This is a genomic window from Stenotrophomonas sp. STEN023 (genome assembly GCF_056760135.1).
The window spans coordinates 1-16179 of record NZ_JBRREF010000103.1 but is presented as its reverse complement, the minus strand read 5'-3'; the positions used below and the strand labels follow the sequence as shown (position 1 = coordinate 16179).

Sequence of the window (16179 nt, the reverse complement as noted above, 5' to 3'; positions counted from 1 at the left end):
CTGCAATCTGGATATTGCGAACCATGATTTCTGCAGCCGGAAGCAGTGTCAGCTTCGCGGCTGACGCCGCTCCTACAAAAACAAAAAAAGGCGCCTTTCGGCGCCTTCCTTCAGCTACGCAGGCCTACGCCCCGGCGCAGCAGCCACAGGGCCAATGCGGTAAGCGCGGCAACAAAACCCAGCATCAAGGCATACGACACCCACAACGGCACGTCACTGCTGCCAAGCAGGCCGTAACGGAATGCATTGACCATGTAGAAGATCGGATTGGCGTGGGTCATCGCCTGCGCCCAACCCGGCAACAGGGTCACCGAATAGAACACGCCGCCCAGGTAGGTCAGCGGGGTCAGGATGAAGGTCGGCACGATCGCCACGTCATCGAACTTCTTGGCGTAGACGGCATTGATGAAGCCAGCCAGCGAGAAGATGGTTGCACCCAGCAGCACGGTGGTCAGCGTCACCAGCGGGTGCGGGATGCGCACCGGGGTGAAGAACATGGCGATGATCAGCACGATCACGCCAACCATCAAGCCACGCAGCACGGCGCCGGCCACATAGCCCCACAGGATCACCCAGTTCGGCATCGGGCTGACCAGCAGTTCCTCGACATGGCGGCCGAACTTGGCACCGAAGAACGAGGAGCTGATGTTGCCGTAGCTGTTCTGGATCACGCTCATCATCACCAGGCCCGGCACGATGAACTGCATGTAGCTGTAGCCGCCCATCTGCCCGATCTTGGAGCCGATCAGGCCGCCGAAGATCAGGAAATACAGGGTCATGGTGATCGCCGGCGGCACCAGGGTCTGGCCCCAGATGCGCAGGATGCGGTTGACCTCGCGGCGAACGATGGTGCCCAGCGCCACCCAGTTGCGGCTGCTGTCGGTCACGGGAACGGGGGTACTCATGCTGCGCTGTTCTCCAGGTTGCCGGTGAGGCGCACGAACAGCTCCTCCAGGCGGTTGCTCTTGGTACGCATCGAACGCACGCGGATGCCGGCGGCATTCAGGGCGTCGAAGACTCGGTTCAAGTCCATCGCACGCGGCATGTCCAGGTCCAGCGTGTGCGCGTCGGTGGCCACCAGGGTGGCGCCTTCGATCTGCGGCAGCTGCGCGGGCAGCTCACCGTCGATATCGAACAGGAAGCCTTCCACGTCGAGCTTGGCCAGCAGGCCGCGCATCGGGCCCTGCTCGACGATCTGGCCGTGGTTGATGATGGCCAGGTTGCGGCACAGCTGCTCGGCCTCTTCCAGGTAATGCGTGGTGAGGATGATGGTGGTGCCAGCGGCGTTGATTTCCTGCAGCGTCTTCCACATGTCGCGGCGGATCTCGATGTCCACGCCGGCGGTGGGTTCGTCGAGGATCAGCAGGCGCGGCCGGGTCATCATCGCGCGGGCAATCATCAACCGGCGCTTCATGCCGCCGGACAGGGTGCGGCTCATCATCTGCGCCTTGTTCCACAGATGCGCGCGCTTGAGTTCTTCCTCGGCGCGGACTTCAGCCTCGGCACGCGGAATCCCGTAAAACCCGGCGTAATTGACCAGGATGTCGAAGGGCTTTTCGAACAGGTTGAAGTTGATTTCCTGCGGCACCAGCCCGATCAGGCGCATGGTCGCGCTGCGGTTGGCCACCAGGTCGCTGCCGAACACCTGGACCTGGCCTTCGCTCAGGTTCACCAGTGAAGAAACGATGCCGATCAGGGTCGACTTGCCGGCGCCGTTGGGGCCGAGCAGGGCGAAGAAATCACCGGGAGCGACTTCCAGCGACACGCCTTTCAGGGCCTGGACGCCGTTGTCATAGGTCTTGCGCAGGTCGGTGATGCGCAGGGCGGCTGCGCCGGGAGGGGTTCGGGAGTCCAATCTGTGGCCTTCGCGCCGGGTACAGGCGTCGGATAAGTGCAGACCGCTATTATAGGAGGCCCCGTGGTCCATACCCGGTTACACACTGTTCCCCTCCTGTGCCAATCCAATTCCCCCTCAAGCTGGTCGGCAGCCGCATGCTGGCCCCCAGCGTCGGTCACTACCAGTTCGTCCGTGACGACGGCCAACCGCTGGATTTCCTGCCCGGCCAGTTCATTCAGGTCCACTTCGACTACGCCGACGGCACCGCCACCAAGCGCAGCTATTCCTTGGCCACCATCCATGACCATGCGATGGGCCCGGGTGAAGCGGTGGATATCGCGGTCAGCTTCGTGCCGGGCGGCGCCGCCACGGCGCTGTTCGAGGGCCTGAAGGCCGGCGACCACATCAGCGGCAGCGGTCCGTTTGGCCGCTTCTGCCTGCAGCCGGGGGACCACAATGGCCGCTACCTGCTGATCGCCACCGGCACCGGCGTCACCCCGTACCGCTCGATGCTGCCGCAGCTGCGCACGGCAATGCTCGAGCGCGGCGTGGAAGTGGTGCTGCTGCAGGGTGCGCGTACACCGGAAGAACTGCTCTACAGCGACGACTTCTACGCCTTCGCCGCGGCCAATCCGGGCTTCCGCTACCTGCCCTGCCTGTCGCGCGAACTGCCGGAAAACCCGCATGCCGACGTCCGCAAGGGTTATGTGCAGCAGCAATTGGCCGGGATCGCGCCGGACCCGGCCCGCGATATCGCCTATCTGTGCGGCAATCCGGACATGGTCGATACCTGCGTGGAAGCGCTGAAGGAAGCCGGTCTGCCGATGCCGCAGATCCGCCGCGAGAAGTACGTCAGCAGCAAGTGATGGCTGGCGGCTGGCGCGCAGCCGCCAGGTTGTTGATCCGGCCGGTCTGGCCGCTGGTTTGACCTTGGTCCATATGCAGGCGCGACCCTTCCGGTCGCGCCTTTGTTGGTCATGGGCGCTGCCTTTCCGCGCCGGGCCGAGGAACTGGCCGCCGCCGAGCGGGGGTTCATCTGTAAAGCTTGCTTGACACCCAGCCCGTCCTGGCCGCAGGATGTGTAAAGCGTGCTTTACAGGGGTTGGCCATGCGTCATTGCAGGTTTCTTGTTTGTTCCGCAGCAACGGCCTTCGTTGCCCGCCGCTGTGCTGTCGTAACTCGCGGCCCGCAGCCACTGCCGCAAGGGGCCGGCCGATGAGCCGCAATCTGTGGATGGTCGGCATGCTGATTGCCGCCGCTGCACTTACCCTGGTCGCATCCGCGCTGCTGCTGTGGCAGCCGATGGGCGTGTCGCAGCAAGTCATCGGCATCCTGTTTGGCATTGCCCTTGGCCTGGCACTGGCGGCACTGCTGCGCCGCTTGATGCCCGCCGGCTGCGATGCCGCACCGGCCAAGCTGCGCAAGCGCTATACCCGCGAGGTGATGCTGGCGATGGGCGGCTATGTGGTGTTGCTGGTGCTGTCCATCCTGCTGTTGCAGCGGGTCGAAGACGGTCTGCTGCGCGCGTTGATCGCCTTGCTGCCGGTGCCGCCGATGATGCTGGTGCTGCGGGCGATGATCCGCTACATCCGCGATGTCGATGAGTTGCAGCAGCGCATCGAGCTGGAGGCAGTGAGTTTCGCTACCGCGTTTATTTCGCTGATATACCTGACAGGGGGCTTTCTGCAGTCGGCCAAGGTCATCGATGTGCCGTCCAGCGTGGCGATGATGTGGGTGTTTCCCTTGGTCTGCCTGTCGTATGGGTTGGCCAAGGCCGTAGTCGCGCGGCGTTACCACTGAGCCGGGGCGATGGATAACCGATTGCGCGAGCTGCGTGAAGCCAAGGGCTGGTCACAAGGCGAGTTGGCCGAGCAGCTGGAGGTGTCCCGGCAGACCATCAATGCGCTGGAGACCGGCAAATACGATCCCAGCTTGCCGCTGGCCTTCCGCATCGCCCGTTTGTATGAAAGCCGGATCGAAGAAATTTTCTTTCCTGATGTCACATAGCTGCCGCGCCCGCGTCTGGATGCAGGTAGACCCGTTTTTCTTCAACCGTGAGGGGCTGTTCCGATGATGTCCCGTAAGACCCAAACCATCCTCGCCTTGGCTGTGATCGCCGGCATCGTCGGTTATCGCCTGGTGCGATCAACCGATGCGCCTGCACCAGACGCCGCCGGGGCTGCTGTTGCAACGGCCAGCGCGGTCAAGCCGCAGACGCTTGGCAGCTTGAACTTCCAACCCTGCAGCCTGAGCTCGAGTGGTAGCCGCGACAGCCTGGAAGCGCAGTGCACCACGCTGGAGGTCCCTGAAGACCGGGCGAATCCACAGAGCCGCAAGATCGCCTTGAACATCGCCTGGGTTGCCCCGGAGAAGGAAAGCGACCTGCAGCCGGATCCGGTGTTCTTCCTCGCCGGTGGCCCCGGCCAGGCCGCGGTTGCCACCTTCCCGCAGGTTGACCCGGCATTTGCCGAGGTGCGCAAGCACCGCAACGTGATCCTGGTCGACCAGCGCGGCACCGGCAAATCCAATCTGCTGGCCTGCGATACGCCGGATGATGCCGATTTCACGACCGCGTCGATGCAGACAGCTGCACAGAACTGCGCCACCCAGCTGGGGCAGAAGGCCGACCTGCGCTTCTACACCACCACCGAAGCGGTGGCGGATCTGGATGCGGTGCGCCAGGCGATCGGTGCGACCCAGATCAATCTGGTTGGTGTCAGCTATGGCACCCGCGTGGCCCAGCAGTACGCCATGCGTCATCCGCAGGCCACCCGCAGCATCGTGCTCGACTCGGTGGTGCCGAACAGCCTGCAGCTGGGCAATATCTTCGCCCGCAACCTGGACGATGCCTTGGCGCTGCAGTTCGCCCAATGCACCAAGACCGCCTCGTGCAAGGACACCCTGGGTGATCCACGTGCCGAGCTTGACGCCCTGCTGGCCAAGCTGCGCGCGCAGCCGGTGACGGTGCAGTACCGCGACGCCAGCACCGGCGAACAGCAGCAAGGCGAGCTGCGTGCCGAGACCGTTGCCGGGCTGGTGCGCATGTACGCCTACATGCCGGCGGCCGGCGCGTTGCTGCCCAAACTCATCCATGAAGCCAATGGCGGCCGCTACGACAACCTGATGGCGCTGACGCAGATGCTGCAGGGCGAGATGAAGGACGCCATGGCGATGGGCATGCAGTTGTCGGTGGTGTGCAGCGAAGACAAGGAAAGCATGGTCGCCAACAGTGGCGACGAGAAGACCGTGCTCGGCAACCAGATGGCCGAAGCCATGGCCGCGATGTGTGCCGCCTGGCCCAAGGGCACGGCACCGGCTGACTTCCACAAGCCGCTGGCCGGCAAGGTGCCGACGCTGGTGCTGGAAGGCGAGTTCGATCCGGTGACGCCGCCGCGCTATGGCGAAGAAGTGGTCAAGCATCTGGATAACGCGCGTCTGTTCGTGCTGCGTGGCCAGGGCCACAACGTCATCGGCGCTGGCTGCATGCCCAAGCTGTTCGCGCAGTTCATCGAAAAGACCGACCCGAAGGCGCTAGACGGTGCCTGCCTGGAAAAACTCAACTACGTGCCGCCGTTCACCAGCTTCAATGGCTGGGAACCGTGACATCACCGCATCACTGAGGATTAGCTTCCATGATCGTTGCAGAACGACTCCGCAAGACCTTCCCCGGCAGGGGCAAGGACAAGACGCCGGTGATTGCAGTGGATGACGTCGGCTTCACCGCCCACGACGGCCAGATCACCGGTCTGCTCGGCCCCAATGGCGCCGGCAAGACCACCACGCTGCGCATGCTGTACACGCTGATGACGCCGGAAAGCGGCCGCGTGCTGGTCGATGGCATCGATGCCGCGGTGGACCCCAATGCAGTGCGCCGCAGCCTCGGCGTGTTGCCGGATGCGCGCGGTGTGTACAAGCGCCTGACCGCCCGCGAGAACATCGATTACTTCGGTGAACTGCATGGCATGAGTTCGGCCGCCATCGTCGAGCGCACCGCGCGTCTGGCCAAGGCGCTGCAGATGGAGGACTTCCTCGACCGCGCGACCGAAGGTTTCAGCCAGGGCCAGCGCACCAAGACCGCGATTGCCCGCGCGCTGATCCACGACCCGCGCAACGTGATCCTCGATGAACCGACCAATGGCCTGGACGTGATGACCACCCGTGGCCTGCGTGGCTTCCTCAAGGAACTGCGCGAGGAAGGCCGCTGCGTGATCTTCTCCAGCCACATCATGCAGGAGGTCGCGGCGCTGTGTGACCGCATCGTGATCGTCGCGCAGGGCAGGGTGGTTGCCCAGGGCACGCCGGATGAGCTGCGCGAGCAGGCCCACGAGAGCAACCTGGAAGACGCGTTCGTGAAACTGATCGGCAGCGAGGAGGGCCTGCACGCATGAGCCAGACTGGATATTTCCGCGCCATCTTCACGGTGATGCGCAAGGAGCTGCGCGACTTCGCCCGCGACCGCCGCACCTTCCTGCTTACCTTGCTGACCGCGCCGCTGCTGTACCCGCTGCTGTTCCTGGGCATGAACAAGCTCACCAATCTGCGTGCCGAGACGCAGTTGGAAAAGGACTTGAGCATCCCGGTGGTGGGCATCGCCCGTGCCCCGAACCTGGTCGCCTTCCTGGCCAGTCGCGGCATCAATGCCACCGAAGCACCGGCTGACTACGAAGCACTGATCCGCAGCCAGCGCGAAGATCTGGCCTTGGTGATCGACGAGAACTTCGCCGCCGACTGGCAGGCCGGCAAGCCGGCCAAGGTGGAGATCGTCGCTGATACCACGCGCCGTACTGGCGATGTGCAGATCGCCCGCGTACGCAATGTGCTGACTGCCTACGGGCAATCGGTGGGCGCCCTGCGCTTGCTGGCACGTGGCGTGAACCCTGCGGTTGCTGCGCCGGTCAATGTAGGCACACGTGATCTGGCAACGGCCGAGGCCAAACGCGGCATCTTCCTGTCGGTGGTGTTACCGCTGGTGCTGATGCTGTTCGCCTTCATCGGCGGCTCGCATCTGGCCATGGACACAACCGCTGGCGAGCGTGAGCGGCAGTCGCTGGAGCCCTTGCTGGCCACGCCGGCAGCACGCGGTGCGCTGGTCAGCGGCAAGATGCTGGCGGCAGTGGTGCTGGGTCTGGCGTCGATGCTGCTGATCCTGGTCTCGTTCAAGGTCAGCGCCAGCATTGGTGGTGGCGCGGCGCGCTCGCTGGACGTGAGCTTCGCGGCGATGGGCAAGCTGCTGGTGATCCTGCTGCCGCTGGTGCTGATCGGCACCGCGCTGCTGACCTGTCTGTCGGCCAGCTCCAAGAGCATGAAGGAAGCACAGAGCCACATGGTCTGGCTGATGCTGCTGCCGATGCTGCCGGGTTATGCCTTGATGGCCTACCCGCTGAAGGACACCCAGCTGTGGCAGTACGCGGTGCCGTTTCTGTCGCAGAACCAGATGCTGGTGAAAGTGACGCGCGGCGAGATGCCATCGGCCACGCAATGGGCGGTATATCTGGGCGCCTCGGTGTTGCTGGCAGTGCTGCTGTGGGCGGTGGCCGTGTGGCGTTACCGTCAGGAGCGCCTGGCGATCTCGGGCTGAGCTTCTGTAGTGCCGAGCCATGCTCGGCAAGGGCTCTACCGGTAAGGCGTCTGCCGAGCACGGCTCGGCACTACCAAAACAACAAAGGCCCGGATTGCTCCGGGCCTTTTTCGAAAGCAAAAAACGCTTACTTGTTCGGCGCGAACGCCAGCGTACGACGCGTGGTGGTCGGGCTGCTGATCGGCTCGAACTTCCAGCGCTTCACTGCATTCAAGGCTTCGCGGTCGAAGGTGCGTGCCGGGGTGGCGCGCAATACGCGGGCGTCGGTGACCGAGCCGTCGGTGCCGATGCTCAGCTCCACCAGCACTTCGCCGGAGGTGCCCGAGCGCAGTGCGTCGGCCGGGTAACGCGGGGCCGGGGTGCTGACTGCGCGCAGGGTCGGCGCGGCGGCCGGCTTGGGCGCAGCAGCCTGCTGGGCGGCGGCCTGGGCAGCGCTGCGCTGTTCGGCTTCGCGGCGGGCGGCGGCCTGACGCTCGGCTTCCTGGCGTTCGCTGTCCTTGCGTGCGGCTTCCTGCTTGGCCGCCAGCTGCTGCGCGGCTGTGGCTTCAACGGCTTGTTGCTGGGCCAGGCGCTGCTGTTCGACCTGCTGTTTGGCGCGGGTTTCAGCGTCCTTCTTGGCCTTGTCGGCTTCTTCCACGGTGCGGCGTTCGGCCACCTGCATGCTGCCGGTGACGCCCTGCTTCAGGCGCGGCAGTGCTGGAGCGGTGGGGTCCACCTTCTCGACCAGTGCAATCAGGCGCTGGGTTTCAGTGAAGTCTTCGCGGCTCAAGGCCTGCTCGGCGGCGATCAGGGTGTAGGGCTGCAGGTCGGTCAGTGCGCTCTTGATCGAGGCGTCGTCGGGCAGCTTGTCGCGCAGGGCGAGGTAGTACTCCATGGCGTTGTCGCCGGCCGGCGCATACATGCGGTTCTCGCGCAGGGCGGCGCTGGCCAGATCGCGCAGCTGCTGGGTGTCCATGGCCTGGACCTTCTCCGCTACCGCCGGTGCGGCGGGTGCAGCGGCTGCGGGTGTGGCCGCTGCAGCTGCCGGTGCGGCGGGTTCTTCCTTGCCGGAACAGGCAACCAGGGTGGTCAACAGAACAGCGGGTACGAGCAGGCGCAGCTTGCCTTTATTCATGACGTACGACATCAAACATCCCCTTGAATCGACGAACGTGGACTGCGTTGGCCTTGGCGGCGTGAGGCGATGGCATTTCCCGATGCCGTACCTGTCAGCAGTGAAGCGCGAATCTAGCATCGCCGGCGCGGTAAGCGGCGGCCAATGGTGACGCTGAAATGAAAGAGTGACGGGCGTCACATGGTGTGACGCCCGTCATTGGTCTTGCTCAGTGCGCGTTGGCCGCCGGCTTGGCGTGGCCGTTGGACATCAGCTTGTCGGTCCAGGCGATACCAATGGCCGACAGGATGAACACGCAGTGGATGATGGTCTGCCACATCACGCCGTCGCTGGTGAACTTGGTGCACAGGTCACCGGAGGCGATCAGGTCCTTGGTGCACAGCGGCAGGCCGACCTGGCTGGCCTCGATGAAGGTCTTGAGCAGGTGGATGGAGGAGATGCCGATGATCGCCATCGCCAGTTTCACCTTCAGCACCGAGGCGTTGACGTGGCTCAGCCATTCCGGCTGGTCCGGATGGCCCTGCAGGCGCAGGCGCGAGACGAAGGTTTCGTAGCCGCCGACGATCACCATCACCAGCAGGTTGGAGATCATCACCACGTCGATCAGGCCCAGCACGATCAGCATGATCTGCTGCTCGCTCCAGGTGCTGGCGTGGGAGATCAGGTGCCACAGCTCCTTGCCGAACAGGAACACGTAGACGCATTGCGCGACGATCAGGCCCAGGTACAGCGGCAGCTGCAGCCAGCGCGAGGCGAAGATCAGGGACGAGAGCGGACTCAGCGGTTTGTGTTCGGACATTGGGAAGGATGGTGCGTTGCGGAAACGGGGGAGGTTACCGGTCGCCCGGAAGGCTGCCAAGCGGCTACCGTAGGAGCCCCTGAGGATGGTTCCGCCGAGGCGTATTCATGATCGACCTTTATTACTGGCCTACCCCGAATGGCCACAAGATCACCTTGTTCCTGGAAGAGGCCGGGCTGGACTACCGCGTGCACCCGGTCAACATCGGCAAGGGCGACCAGTTCCTGCCGGAATTCCTCGCCATTTCGCCGAACAACAAGATGCCGGCCATCGTCGACCATGCCCCGGCCGACGGCGGCGCGCCGCTGAGCGTGTTCGAGTCCGGCGCCATCCTGCTGTACCTGGCCGAGAAGACCGGCCGCTTCATCCCCGCCGACCTGCGCGGCCGTGCCGCCACGCTGGAATGGCTGTTCTGGCAGATGGGCGGGCTGGGCCCGATGAGTGGGCAGATGGGCCACTTCAACGTCTACGCGCCCGAGCGCATCCCCTACGCGATCGAACGCTATGACAGCGAGGTACGGCGCCTGCACCGGGTGATGGACAAGCGCCTGTCCGAGTCGGCCTACCTGGGCGGCAACGAGTACGGCATCGCCGACATGGCCAGCTATCCGTGGATTGGTGCCTACGCCAAGCTGCCGGTGGACTTCGAGGCCTTCCCGCACCTGCGCCGCTGGCACCAGGCCATCGCCGAGCGTCCGGCCACCCAGCGCGCCTACGCGGTCGGGCCGACGGTCAACCCGCAGGCCGGACAGCCGCTCAGCGACGAGGAAAAGCGTCTGCTGTTCGGGCAGCGCTGAAACGTAGCAGGGGATCGGGCAGCGGCCGCCATGCCGGCGGCGCGCTGCGCGGCAGGGGAATCACCACGCCAGCGGCGCGGCTTCCTGCTTCCAGAACAGCCAGCGACGGATCTCCGGGTGCGCGCCCACGCCGACCTGTTCCGGAGTGGCGGCGGTCGATGTCAGGTCGAGCAGGTGCACCGTGCCCGAATGGCTGCCTACCGCCAGCAGGCGGCCATCGGCGGAACTGGCCATCGCACTGATGGTGCTGCCGACGTGCTGCTTCCACAGCAGCGTGCCGGCTGCATCCACCGCGCGCAGGTAACCATAGGCGTCGCCCAGCACCAGCCCGCCGGCCACGGCTGCGCTGGCGTAGATGCGCCCGCCCGGGTCCACTACCTGCAGCGCAGGGTGGTCTTCGTAGAAGTCGGTGTTGATCTGGCCAAAGGCGGCGGTTTCCACCGCGATGGTGGCGCCGTTGTAGAAGTGGCAGGCGTTCAGCGCGACATGCTGGCCATCGGCGAAGAACGCCGCGTGGTGCGGGTACTCGCCGTGCGGACCAATCGTGCATACCGCCTGGCCGTGGCCATCGAAGATCCGGTGGTGGCCGTCCTGCTGGCCGCAGGCAATCCACTGGCCATCGGGCGAGACCGCAGCATGGACCATGTCCAGCCGCACTGCATATGGGTCCTCGTCGGCAGCCTGTTCCTGCAGCTCGTCGGCGGTCGGCAACAGCCGCTGGATGCTGCCTGCGCTGCACAGGAACACTCCATCGGCGCGCACCACCACCGCGCGCTGGCCGTCGTTGAAGGGGATCAGCTGCTGGATCGCGGCCTCGTCTTCGGCTTCGGCCAAGGCGGCCAGGTTTGCCGGCAAGGCCTCGTCGCCACGTGGCAGCGCAAACTCGGCGACGGACTCGGTCCGTTCGTTGCGCATGATGCGGATGTGCCCGTCCGTGGCCAGTGCCACCAGCTGCCGGTCCGGGCTGCTGCCGAACATCACCACGTCGGGCAGCGGACGGGTTTCCAGCCCGCATACCATCAGCACCTGGCCCGGCTCGTACCAGGCACCGGTGCGCACCAGCAGGCTGCCGTCGCGCAGCCAGGCCAGCGCGCTGAAGCCCTGGCCATTGGCCTCCAGCAGCGGCTGGGTGGCCTCATGCAGCGGCGGCCATTGCCCGCGCAGCTGCGCCAGTGCCGCTTCGTCGCCGTTGGCATTGGCTGCGCGCAACGCTTCCATCAGGGTCGGCAACAGCGCCGACAGATCGGGTGGATCCTGCGGCTGGCCCATGTTCTTCCAATTGCAGGCATCACCGCGGGCGACGTAGTCGTTGAGATGGCTGGCGTAGGCATGGACGGCGGCCTGCCAGCGCAGGTGTGGAGCGGAATCGGTCATGTGGGTGCGAACGGGATCGTCGAAGCAGGACTTTCGATGGAAGCACAGCAGGCCGTGGTTCGCTAGGATGGCCCGATCCGTGCTGTCCCTGACAGGAATCCCATGCGTCCCTTGTTTCTAGCCCTTGCCATGATCCTCGCCACTCCCGCCGTCCACGCCGAGAAGCTCACCCTCGAAGCCATCACCGGCAATGCGCCGCTGTCCGGCCCCACGTTGATGAAGCCCAAGGTGGCTCCGGATGGTTCGCGGGTCACCTTCCTGCGTGGCAAGGACAGCGACGTCAAGCAGCTGGACCTGTGGGAATACGACATCGCCAGCGGCCAGACCCGGCTGCTGGTGGATTCCAAAGTGGTGCTGCCCGGCACTGAAACCCTGAGCGATGCCGAAAAGGCACGCCGCGAGCGCCAGCGCATCGCCGCCTTCAGCGGCATCGTCGACTACCAGTGGTCGCCGGATGCCAGGACCCTGCTGTTCCCGCTCGGCGGTGAGCTCTATCTCTACGACCTGGGCAAGCAGGGCAGCGCTGCGGTGCGCAAGCTCACCAACGGTGAAGGCTTCAGCACCGATGCCAAGCTCTCGCCCAAGGGCGGCTTCGTCAGCTTCGTGCGCGAGCGCAACCTGTGGGTGATCGACCTGGCCAGTGGCAAGCAGCTGCAGCTGACCCGCGACGGCAGCGCCACCATCGGCAACGGTGTGGCCGAGTTCGTCGCCGACGAGGAAATGGACCGCCACACCGGTTACTGGTGGGCGCCGGACGACTCGGCCATTGCCTTCGCCCGCATCGACGAATCACCGGTGCCGGTGCAGAAGCGCTATGAGATGTATGCCGACCGCGTGGAGATGATCGAGCAGCGTTACCCGGCAGCTGGTGATCCGAACGTATTGGTCACCCTGGGCGTGATCGCCCCGCGCGCTGATGCGGCGGTCAACTGGGTGGACCTTGGCAAGCAGAAAGATATCTACCTGACCCGCGTCAACTGGCGCGATGCCCAGCACCTGACCTTCCAGCGCCAGAGCCGCGACCAACACACGCTGGAGCTGATCGAAGCCAACTTGGGCGACGGCAAGCAGCAGGTGCTGGTCACCGAGACCAGCAAGACCTGGGTGCCGCTGCACAACAGCCTGAAGTTCCTCAAGGATGGCCGCTTCCTGTGGTCGTCCGAGCGCAGCGGCTTCCAGCACCTGTATGTGTCCAGCGCCGATGGCCGCAGCCAGACCGCGTTGACCTCGGGCAACTGGCCGGTGGACGAACTGCTGGCCGTCGATGAAGAAGCGGGCACCGTCTACTTCCGTGCCGGTGTCGACTCCGCGCTGCGCAGTGAAATCTATTCGGTGCCGCTGGCCGGTGGCACGCCGACCAAGCTGTCGAAGACCGCCGGTATGCACAGTGCCGCGTTCGCCAAGAACGCCAGCGTCTATGTGGACAGCTGGTCCAACCACACCACGCCGCCGCAGATCGAGTTGTTCCGCGCCAATGGCGAAAAGATCGCCACCCTGCTGGATAACAACCTGGCCGACGCCAAGCACCCGTATGCCAGGTACCGCGACGCACAGCGCCCGGTCGAATACGGCACGCTGACCGCTGCCGATGGCAAGACGCCGCTGAATTACAGCGTGATCAAGCCGCAAGGCTTCGACCCGGCGAAGAAATACCCGGTTGCCGTCTACGTGTACGGCGGCCCGGCCTCGCAGACCGTGACCGACAGCTGGCCGGGTCGTGGCGATCACCTGTTCAACCAGTACCTGGCCCAGCGCGGCTATGTGGTGTTCTCGCTGGACAACCGTGGCACGCCGCGTCGTGGCCGTGACTTCGGCGGCGCGCTGTACGGCGTGCAGGGCACGGTCGAAGTGGCTGACCAGCTCAAGGGCGTGGAATGGCTGAAGTCGCAGCCATGGGTGGATGGCAGCCGCATTGGCGTGCAGGGCTGGTCCAACGGCGGTTACATGACCTTGATGCTGCTGGCCAAGGCCTCGGACCAGTACGCCTGTGGCGTGGCCGGCGCGCCGGTCACCGATTGGGGCCTGTACGACACCCATTACACCGAGCGCTACATGAACCTGCCGGCGGCCAATGTCGACGGCTACCGCGAAGCGCGGGTGCTGACCCACATCGCCGGGCTGACCTCGCCGCTGCTGCTGATCCACGGCATGGCCGATGACAACGTGTTGTTCTCCAACTCGACCAGCCTGATGAGCGCGCTGCAGAAGCGTGGCCAGCCGTTCGAGCTGATGACCTATCCGGGTGCCAAGCATGGGTTGTCGGGCGCGGATGCGTTGCACCGTTACCGGGTGGCTGAGAACTTCCTTGGGCGTTGTTTGAAGCCCTGAGGCATTTTGCTGTTTTGATGTGTGGGTGAGGGGGCTTGCAGGCTTGAAGCAAAAAGCACCCCTCCCCAACCCTCCCCTTCGCTGCGCGAAAGGGAGGGAGCAACGCTCTGCCCCCTCCCTTTGGCCAAAGGCCAAGGGGAGGGTTGGGGAGGGGTCAGCTTTTGCACCAGCAATCCCCCAACACCCCCACTTCCTACCCTTGCCGCACCGGCAGCGACTGCGTACGGTCAGCCCATCCCTTACGGAGCTGTCCATGAAGCCTCTTGTCCTCGCCGTCGCGCTCGCTCTGGCCGCGCCGCTGCCGCTCACCGCAAGCGCCGCCGCACCCGCCACGACCAAGACCACGCCCGCCGCCCCGGCCTGGGTTGCGCGCAGCAATGAGCTGGCCCAGATCCTGCTGCAGGCGCAGGCACCGTTCCAGCCCGAAATGACCAGCTTCTTCGGCGTGCCGGGCTATGACGACAAGGTCGTCGATCTGCGCCCGGACAATGCCGGCCGTTACCGCGCTGCGATGAACAAGGCGCGCGATCAGCTGCGCGAGAAGCTGCAGGTCGAGCGCGATCCCAACCTGCGCCAGGATTTGGAGATCATGATCGGTGCCGCCGAGCGCAACATCGAAAGCAGCACCCTCAACGAACAGCACCTGATGCCGTGGGTGGATGTGCCGCAGACTGTGTTTGGCGGCATCAACGGCCTGCTCTCCGACCAGGTGCCCGAAGCGCGCCGGTTCAAGGCACTGGACCGCCTCAATGCCTACCTCGGCAAGGCGCCGGGCACGCAGCCGCTTGCCACCCTGGCGCGCCAGCGCTACGAGGAAAAGAGCGGCACGCCCAATCTGCTGCAGCCGACCAGGATTGAAGTGGATCAGGCGCTGGCCAATGTCGACACCTACATCGCCGGCATCGGCAAGCTGTTCGCCAAGTACAAAATCGACGGCGCCGATGCCTCGCTGGCCGAGCTGTCCACGCAGATGAAGGATTACATCGCCTGGACGCAGAAGGACGTACTGCCCAAGGCACGCACCGACAACCGCTTGCCGGCCGAGCTGTATGCCTTCCAGCTCAAGGAAGTGGGCGTGGACATCGATCCGGCCCTGCTGATGCAGCGCGCCCAGCTCGAGTACATGGAAACCCGCGCGATGATGCGCCAGCTAGCACCGTTGGTGGTGCAGGCCAAGGGTTTGAAGGTCGCCGACAACACCGACTATGTAGCGGTGATCCGCGCGCTGAAGCAGGACAAGATCAGCAACGACCAGCTGGAATCGCATTACCGTGGCGTCATCGATGCGATCGACCCGATCATCCACAAGCAGGGCATCGTCGACGTGCCGCAACGGCCGTTGCAGATGCGCCTGGGCAGTGAAGCTGAAAGCGCTGCTTCGCCGGCACCGCATTACCTGCCGGCACCGCTGGTCGGCAACACCGGCCAGCAGGGCACCTTCGTGCTGCCGCTGGGCAACCCGGCGTCGGGCGAGAAGGCACAGTACGACGACTTCAACTTCGGCTCGGCAGCATGGACGTTGAGTGCGCACGAAGGCCGCCCCGGCCACGACCTGCAGTTCGCGGCGATGGTTGAGCGCGGCATCTCGCTGGCGCGCACCATGTTCGCCTTCAATTCCGTCAACGTTGAAGGCTGGGCGCTGTATGCCGAGGCCGAGATGGTGCCGTTCGAGCCGCTGGACGGGCAGATGATCGCGCTGCAGTTCCGCCTGCTGCGCGCCGCCCGCGCGATGCTCGATCCCGCGCTCAACCTGGGCCAGACCGACCGCGAGCGCGCCCGCAAGGTGCTGGTGGAAGGCGTCGGTCTGTCCGAAGCGATGACCACCCAGGAACTGGACCGCTACACCGTGCGTTCGCCGGGCCAGGCCTGCAGCTACTTCTACGGCTACACCCGCATCATGGAACTGCGCATGCAGACCGAGCTGGCCCTGGGCGACAAGTTCGACCGCCTGGCATTCAACAACTTCCTGCTCGACCAGGGCCTGCTGCCACCGGATCAGCTGGCGGCTGCAGTCAACGAAGTCTTCGTGCCGGCACAGCGCCGCAAGTAAGCACAAAGGGCGCCGCAAGGCGCCCTTTTTCATTGGACTGGCTTTTGTGGGAGCGGCGTGAACCGCGAAGCCGCCAAATCATCAGATAGTAAAGCTGCCAAGGCCTTCAGCATCATCAGCTTCGCGGCTTACGCCGCTCCCACAGGATAATCCCAGCCATGATGGGCTGCGGTTGTTCCAGTCCTTTGCAGAAGCCTGTGGCTGCGTGCCGCTTCGCGATTGATTTTTGTGGGAGCGGCGTAAGCCGCGAAGCTGATGGTGCTGAAGTCGTTGCTGTCTATGTCATCTCATGATGTAGCGGC

At 64.9% G+C, this 16179-nt stretch carries 14 protein-coding genes; 9 read left to right on the top strand and 5 right to left on the bottom strand.

Annotated features, from left to right (window positions below):
- Window positions 1-110: 110 nt before the first annotated feature.
- Window positions 111-905 carry an ABC transporter permease gene (locus tag ACVOLV_RS19935; protein ID WP_282272006.1) on the bottom strand — a complete coding sequence of 265 codons (795 nt, stop codon included), beginning with the start codon at window positions 903-905 and terminating at the stop codon, window positions 111-113.
- The gene (locus ACVOLV_RS19930) at window positions 902-1855 is read right to left on the bottom strand and encodes an ABC transporter ATP-binding protein (protein ID WP_481555872.1); all 954 of its coding nucleotides are present in this window, start codon (window positions 1853-1855) and stop codon (window positions 902-904) included. Before ACVOLV_RS19930 ends, ACVOLV_RS19935 begins: the two co-directional genes overlap by 4 nt.
- A gap of 98 nt (window positions 1856-1953) precedes the next feature.
- On the opposite strand from ACVOLV_RS19930, the gene ACVOLV_RS19925 reads away from it, so the two are divergent.
- From ACVOLV_RS19925 to ACVOLV_RS19900, 6 genes are all read left to right on the top strand, one after another.
- Window positions 1954-2703, top strand: coding sequence for a ferredoxin--NADP reductase (locus ACVOLV_RS19925; protein WP_481555871.1), 750 nt, complete (start codon window positions 1954-1956; stop codon window positions 2701-2703).
- A 349-nt stretch (window positions 2704-3052) separates the two neighbouring features.
- Window positions 3053-3637: a hypothetical protein gene (locus ACVOLV_RS19920; protein ID WP_481555870.1), complete on the top strand. Its 585-nt coding sequence runs from the start codon at window positions 3053-3055 to the stop codon at window positions 3635-3637.
- 9 nt (window positions 3638-3646) lie between these two features.
- Entirely contained in the window at window positions 3647-3844 is a 198-nt protein-coding gene (locus ACVOLV_RS19915) for a helix-turn-helix transcriptional regulator (RefSeq protein ID WP_303747954.1), read from the top strand.
- A gap of 66 nt (window positions 3845-3910) precedes the next feature.
- A complete protein-coding gene (locus ACVOLV_RS19910; protein WP_481555869.1) occupies window positions 3911-5440 on the top strand; it encodes an alpha/beta fold hydrolase in 1530 nt (509 codons plus the stop codon).
- A 29-nt stretch (window positions 5441-5469) separates the two neighbouring features.
- Complete coding sequence (locus tag ACVOLV_RS19905) at window positions 5470-6225, top strand: ABC transporter ATP-binding protein (protein WP_282271996.1); 756 nt, start codon at window positions 5470-5472, stop codon at window positions 6223-6225.
- On the top strand, window positions 6222-7415 hold the full coding sequence (locus tag ACVOLV_RS19900; RefSeq protein ID WP_481555868.1) for an ABC transporter permease: 1194 nt from the start codon (window positions 6222-6224) through the stop codon (window positions 7413-7415). The genes ACVOLV_RS19905 and ACVOLV_RS19900 overlap by 4 nt, the downstream gene beginning before the upstream one ends.
- A gap of 127 nt (window positions 7416-7542) precedes the next feature.
- Here the strand turns inward: ACVOLV_RS19900 and ACVOLV_RS19895 are convergent, their stop codons facing one another.
- Together ACVOLV_RS19895 and ACVOLV_RS19890 are read right to left on the bottom strand one after the other, a co-directional pair.
- Window positions 7543-8541, bottom strand: a complete 999-nt coding sequence (locus tag ACVOLV_RS19895) for an energy transducer TonB (protein WP_481555867.1) — start codon at window positions 8539-8541, stop codon at window positions 7543-7545.
- A 196-nt stretch (window positions 8542-8737) separates the two neighbouring features.
- The gene (locus ACVOLV_RS19890; RefSeq protein WP_296246677.1) at window positions 8738-9328 is read right to left on the bottom strand and encodes a TIGR00645 family protein; all 591 of its coding nucleotides are present in this window, start codon (window positions 9326-9328) and stop codon (window positions 8738-8740) included.
- 107 nt (window positions 9329-9435) lie between these two features.
- On the opposite strand from ACVOLV_RS19890, the gene ACVOLV_RS19885 reads away from it, so the two are divergent.
- The gene (locus tag ACVOLV_RS19885; protein ID WP_481555866.1) at window positions 9436-10125 is read left to right on the top strand and encodes a glutathione binding-like protein; all 690 of its coding nucleotides are present in this window, start codon (window positions 9436-9438) and stop codon (window positions 10123-10125) included.
- A gap of 60 nt (window positions 10126-10185) precedes the next feature.
- On the opposite strand, the gene ACVOLV_RS19880 is transcribed toward ACVOLV_RS19885, so the two are convergent.
- Window positions 10186-11499: a WD40 repeat domain-containing protein gene (locus tag ACVOLV_RS19880; protein ID WP_481555865.1), complete on the bottom strand. Its 1314-nt coding sequence runs from the start codon at window positions 11497-11499 to the stop codon at window positions 10186-10188.
- Between the two features lie 102 nt (window positions 11500-11601).
- Here ACVOLV_RS19880 and ACVOLV_RS19875 point away from each other — a divergent pair, with 102 nt between their 5' ends.
- Both ACVOLV_RS19875 and ACVOLV_RS19870 read left to right on the top strand, forming a co-directional pair.
- Complete coding sequence (locus ACVOLV_RS19875) at window positions 11602-13827, top strand: S9 family peptidase (RefSeq protein WP_481555864.1); 2226 nt, start codon at window positions 11602-11604, stop codon at window positions 13825-13827.
- A 253-nt stretch (window positions 13828-14080) separates the two neighbouring features.
- The gene (locus ACVOLV_RS19870) at window positions 14081-15877 is read left to right on the top strand and encodes a DUF885 domain-containing protein (RefSeq protein ID WP_481555863.1); all 1797 of its coding nucleotides are present in this window, start codon (window positions 14081-14083) and stop codon (window positions 15875-15877) included.
- The last annotated feature ends 302 nt before the right edge of the window (window positions 15878-16179 follow it).

What these genes read in the sequence shown, in the direction of transcription:
- ACVOLV_RS19880 (WP_481555865.1), bottom strand. Translation starts at nt 11,499, where the DNA reads ATGACCGATTCCGCTCCACACCTGCGCTGGCAGGCCGCCGTCCATGCC.
- ACVOLV_RS19910 (WP_481555869.1), top strand. Translation starts at nt 3,911, where the DNA reads ATGTCCCGTAAGACCCAAACCATCCTCGCCTTGGCTGTGATCGCCGGC.
- ACVOLV_RS19935 (WP_282272006.1), bottom strand. Translation starts at nt 905, where the DNA reads ATGAGTACCCCCGTTCCCGTGACCGACAGCAGCCGCAACTGGGTGGCG.
- ACVOLV_RS19920 (WP_481555870.1), top strand. Translation starts at nt 3,053, where the DNA reads ATGAGCCGCAATCTGTGGATGGTCGGCATGCTGATTGCCGCCGCTGCA.
- ACVOLV_RS19870 (WP_481555863.1), top strand. Translation starts at nt 14,081, where the DNA reads ATGAAGCCTCTTGTCCTCGCCGTCGCGCTCGCTCTGGCCGCGCCGCTG.
- ACVOLV_RS19915 (WP_303747954.1), top strand. Translation starts at nt 3,647, where the DNA reads ATGGATAACCGATTGCGCGAGCTGCGTGAAGCCAAGGGCTGGTCACAA.
- ACVOLV_RS19875 (WP_481555864.1), top strand. Translation starts at nt 11,602, where the DNA reads ATGCGTCCCTTGTTTCTAGCCCTTGCCATGATCCTCGCCACTCCCGCC.
- ACVOLV_RS19900 (WP_481555868.1), top strand. Translation starts at nt 6,222, where the DNA reads ATGAGCCAGACTGGATATTTCCGCGCCATCTTCACGGTGATGCGCAAG.
- ACVOLV_RS19905 (WP_282271996.1), top strand. Translation starts at nt 5,470, where the DNA reads ATGATCGTTGCAGAACGACTCCGCAAGACCTTCCCCGGCAGGGGCAAG.
- ACVOLV_RS19890 (WP_296246677.1), bottom strand. Translation starts at nt 9,328, where the DNA reads ATGTCCGAACACAAACCGCTGAGTCCGCTCTCGTCCCTGATCTTCGCC.
- ACVOLV_RS19895 (WP_481555867.1), bottom strand. Translation starts at nt 8,541, where the DNA reads ATGTCGTACGTCATGAATAAAGGCAAGCTGCGCCTGCTCGTACCCGCT.
- ACVOLV_RS19885 (WP_481555866.1), top strand. Translation starts at nt 9,436, where the DNA reads ATGATCGACCTTTATTACTGGCCTACCCCGAATGGCCACAAGATCACC.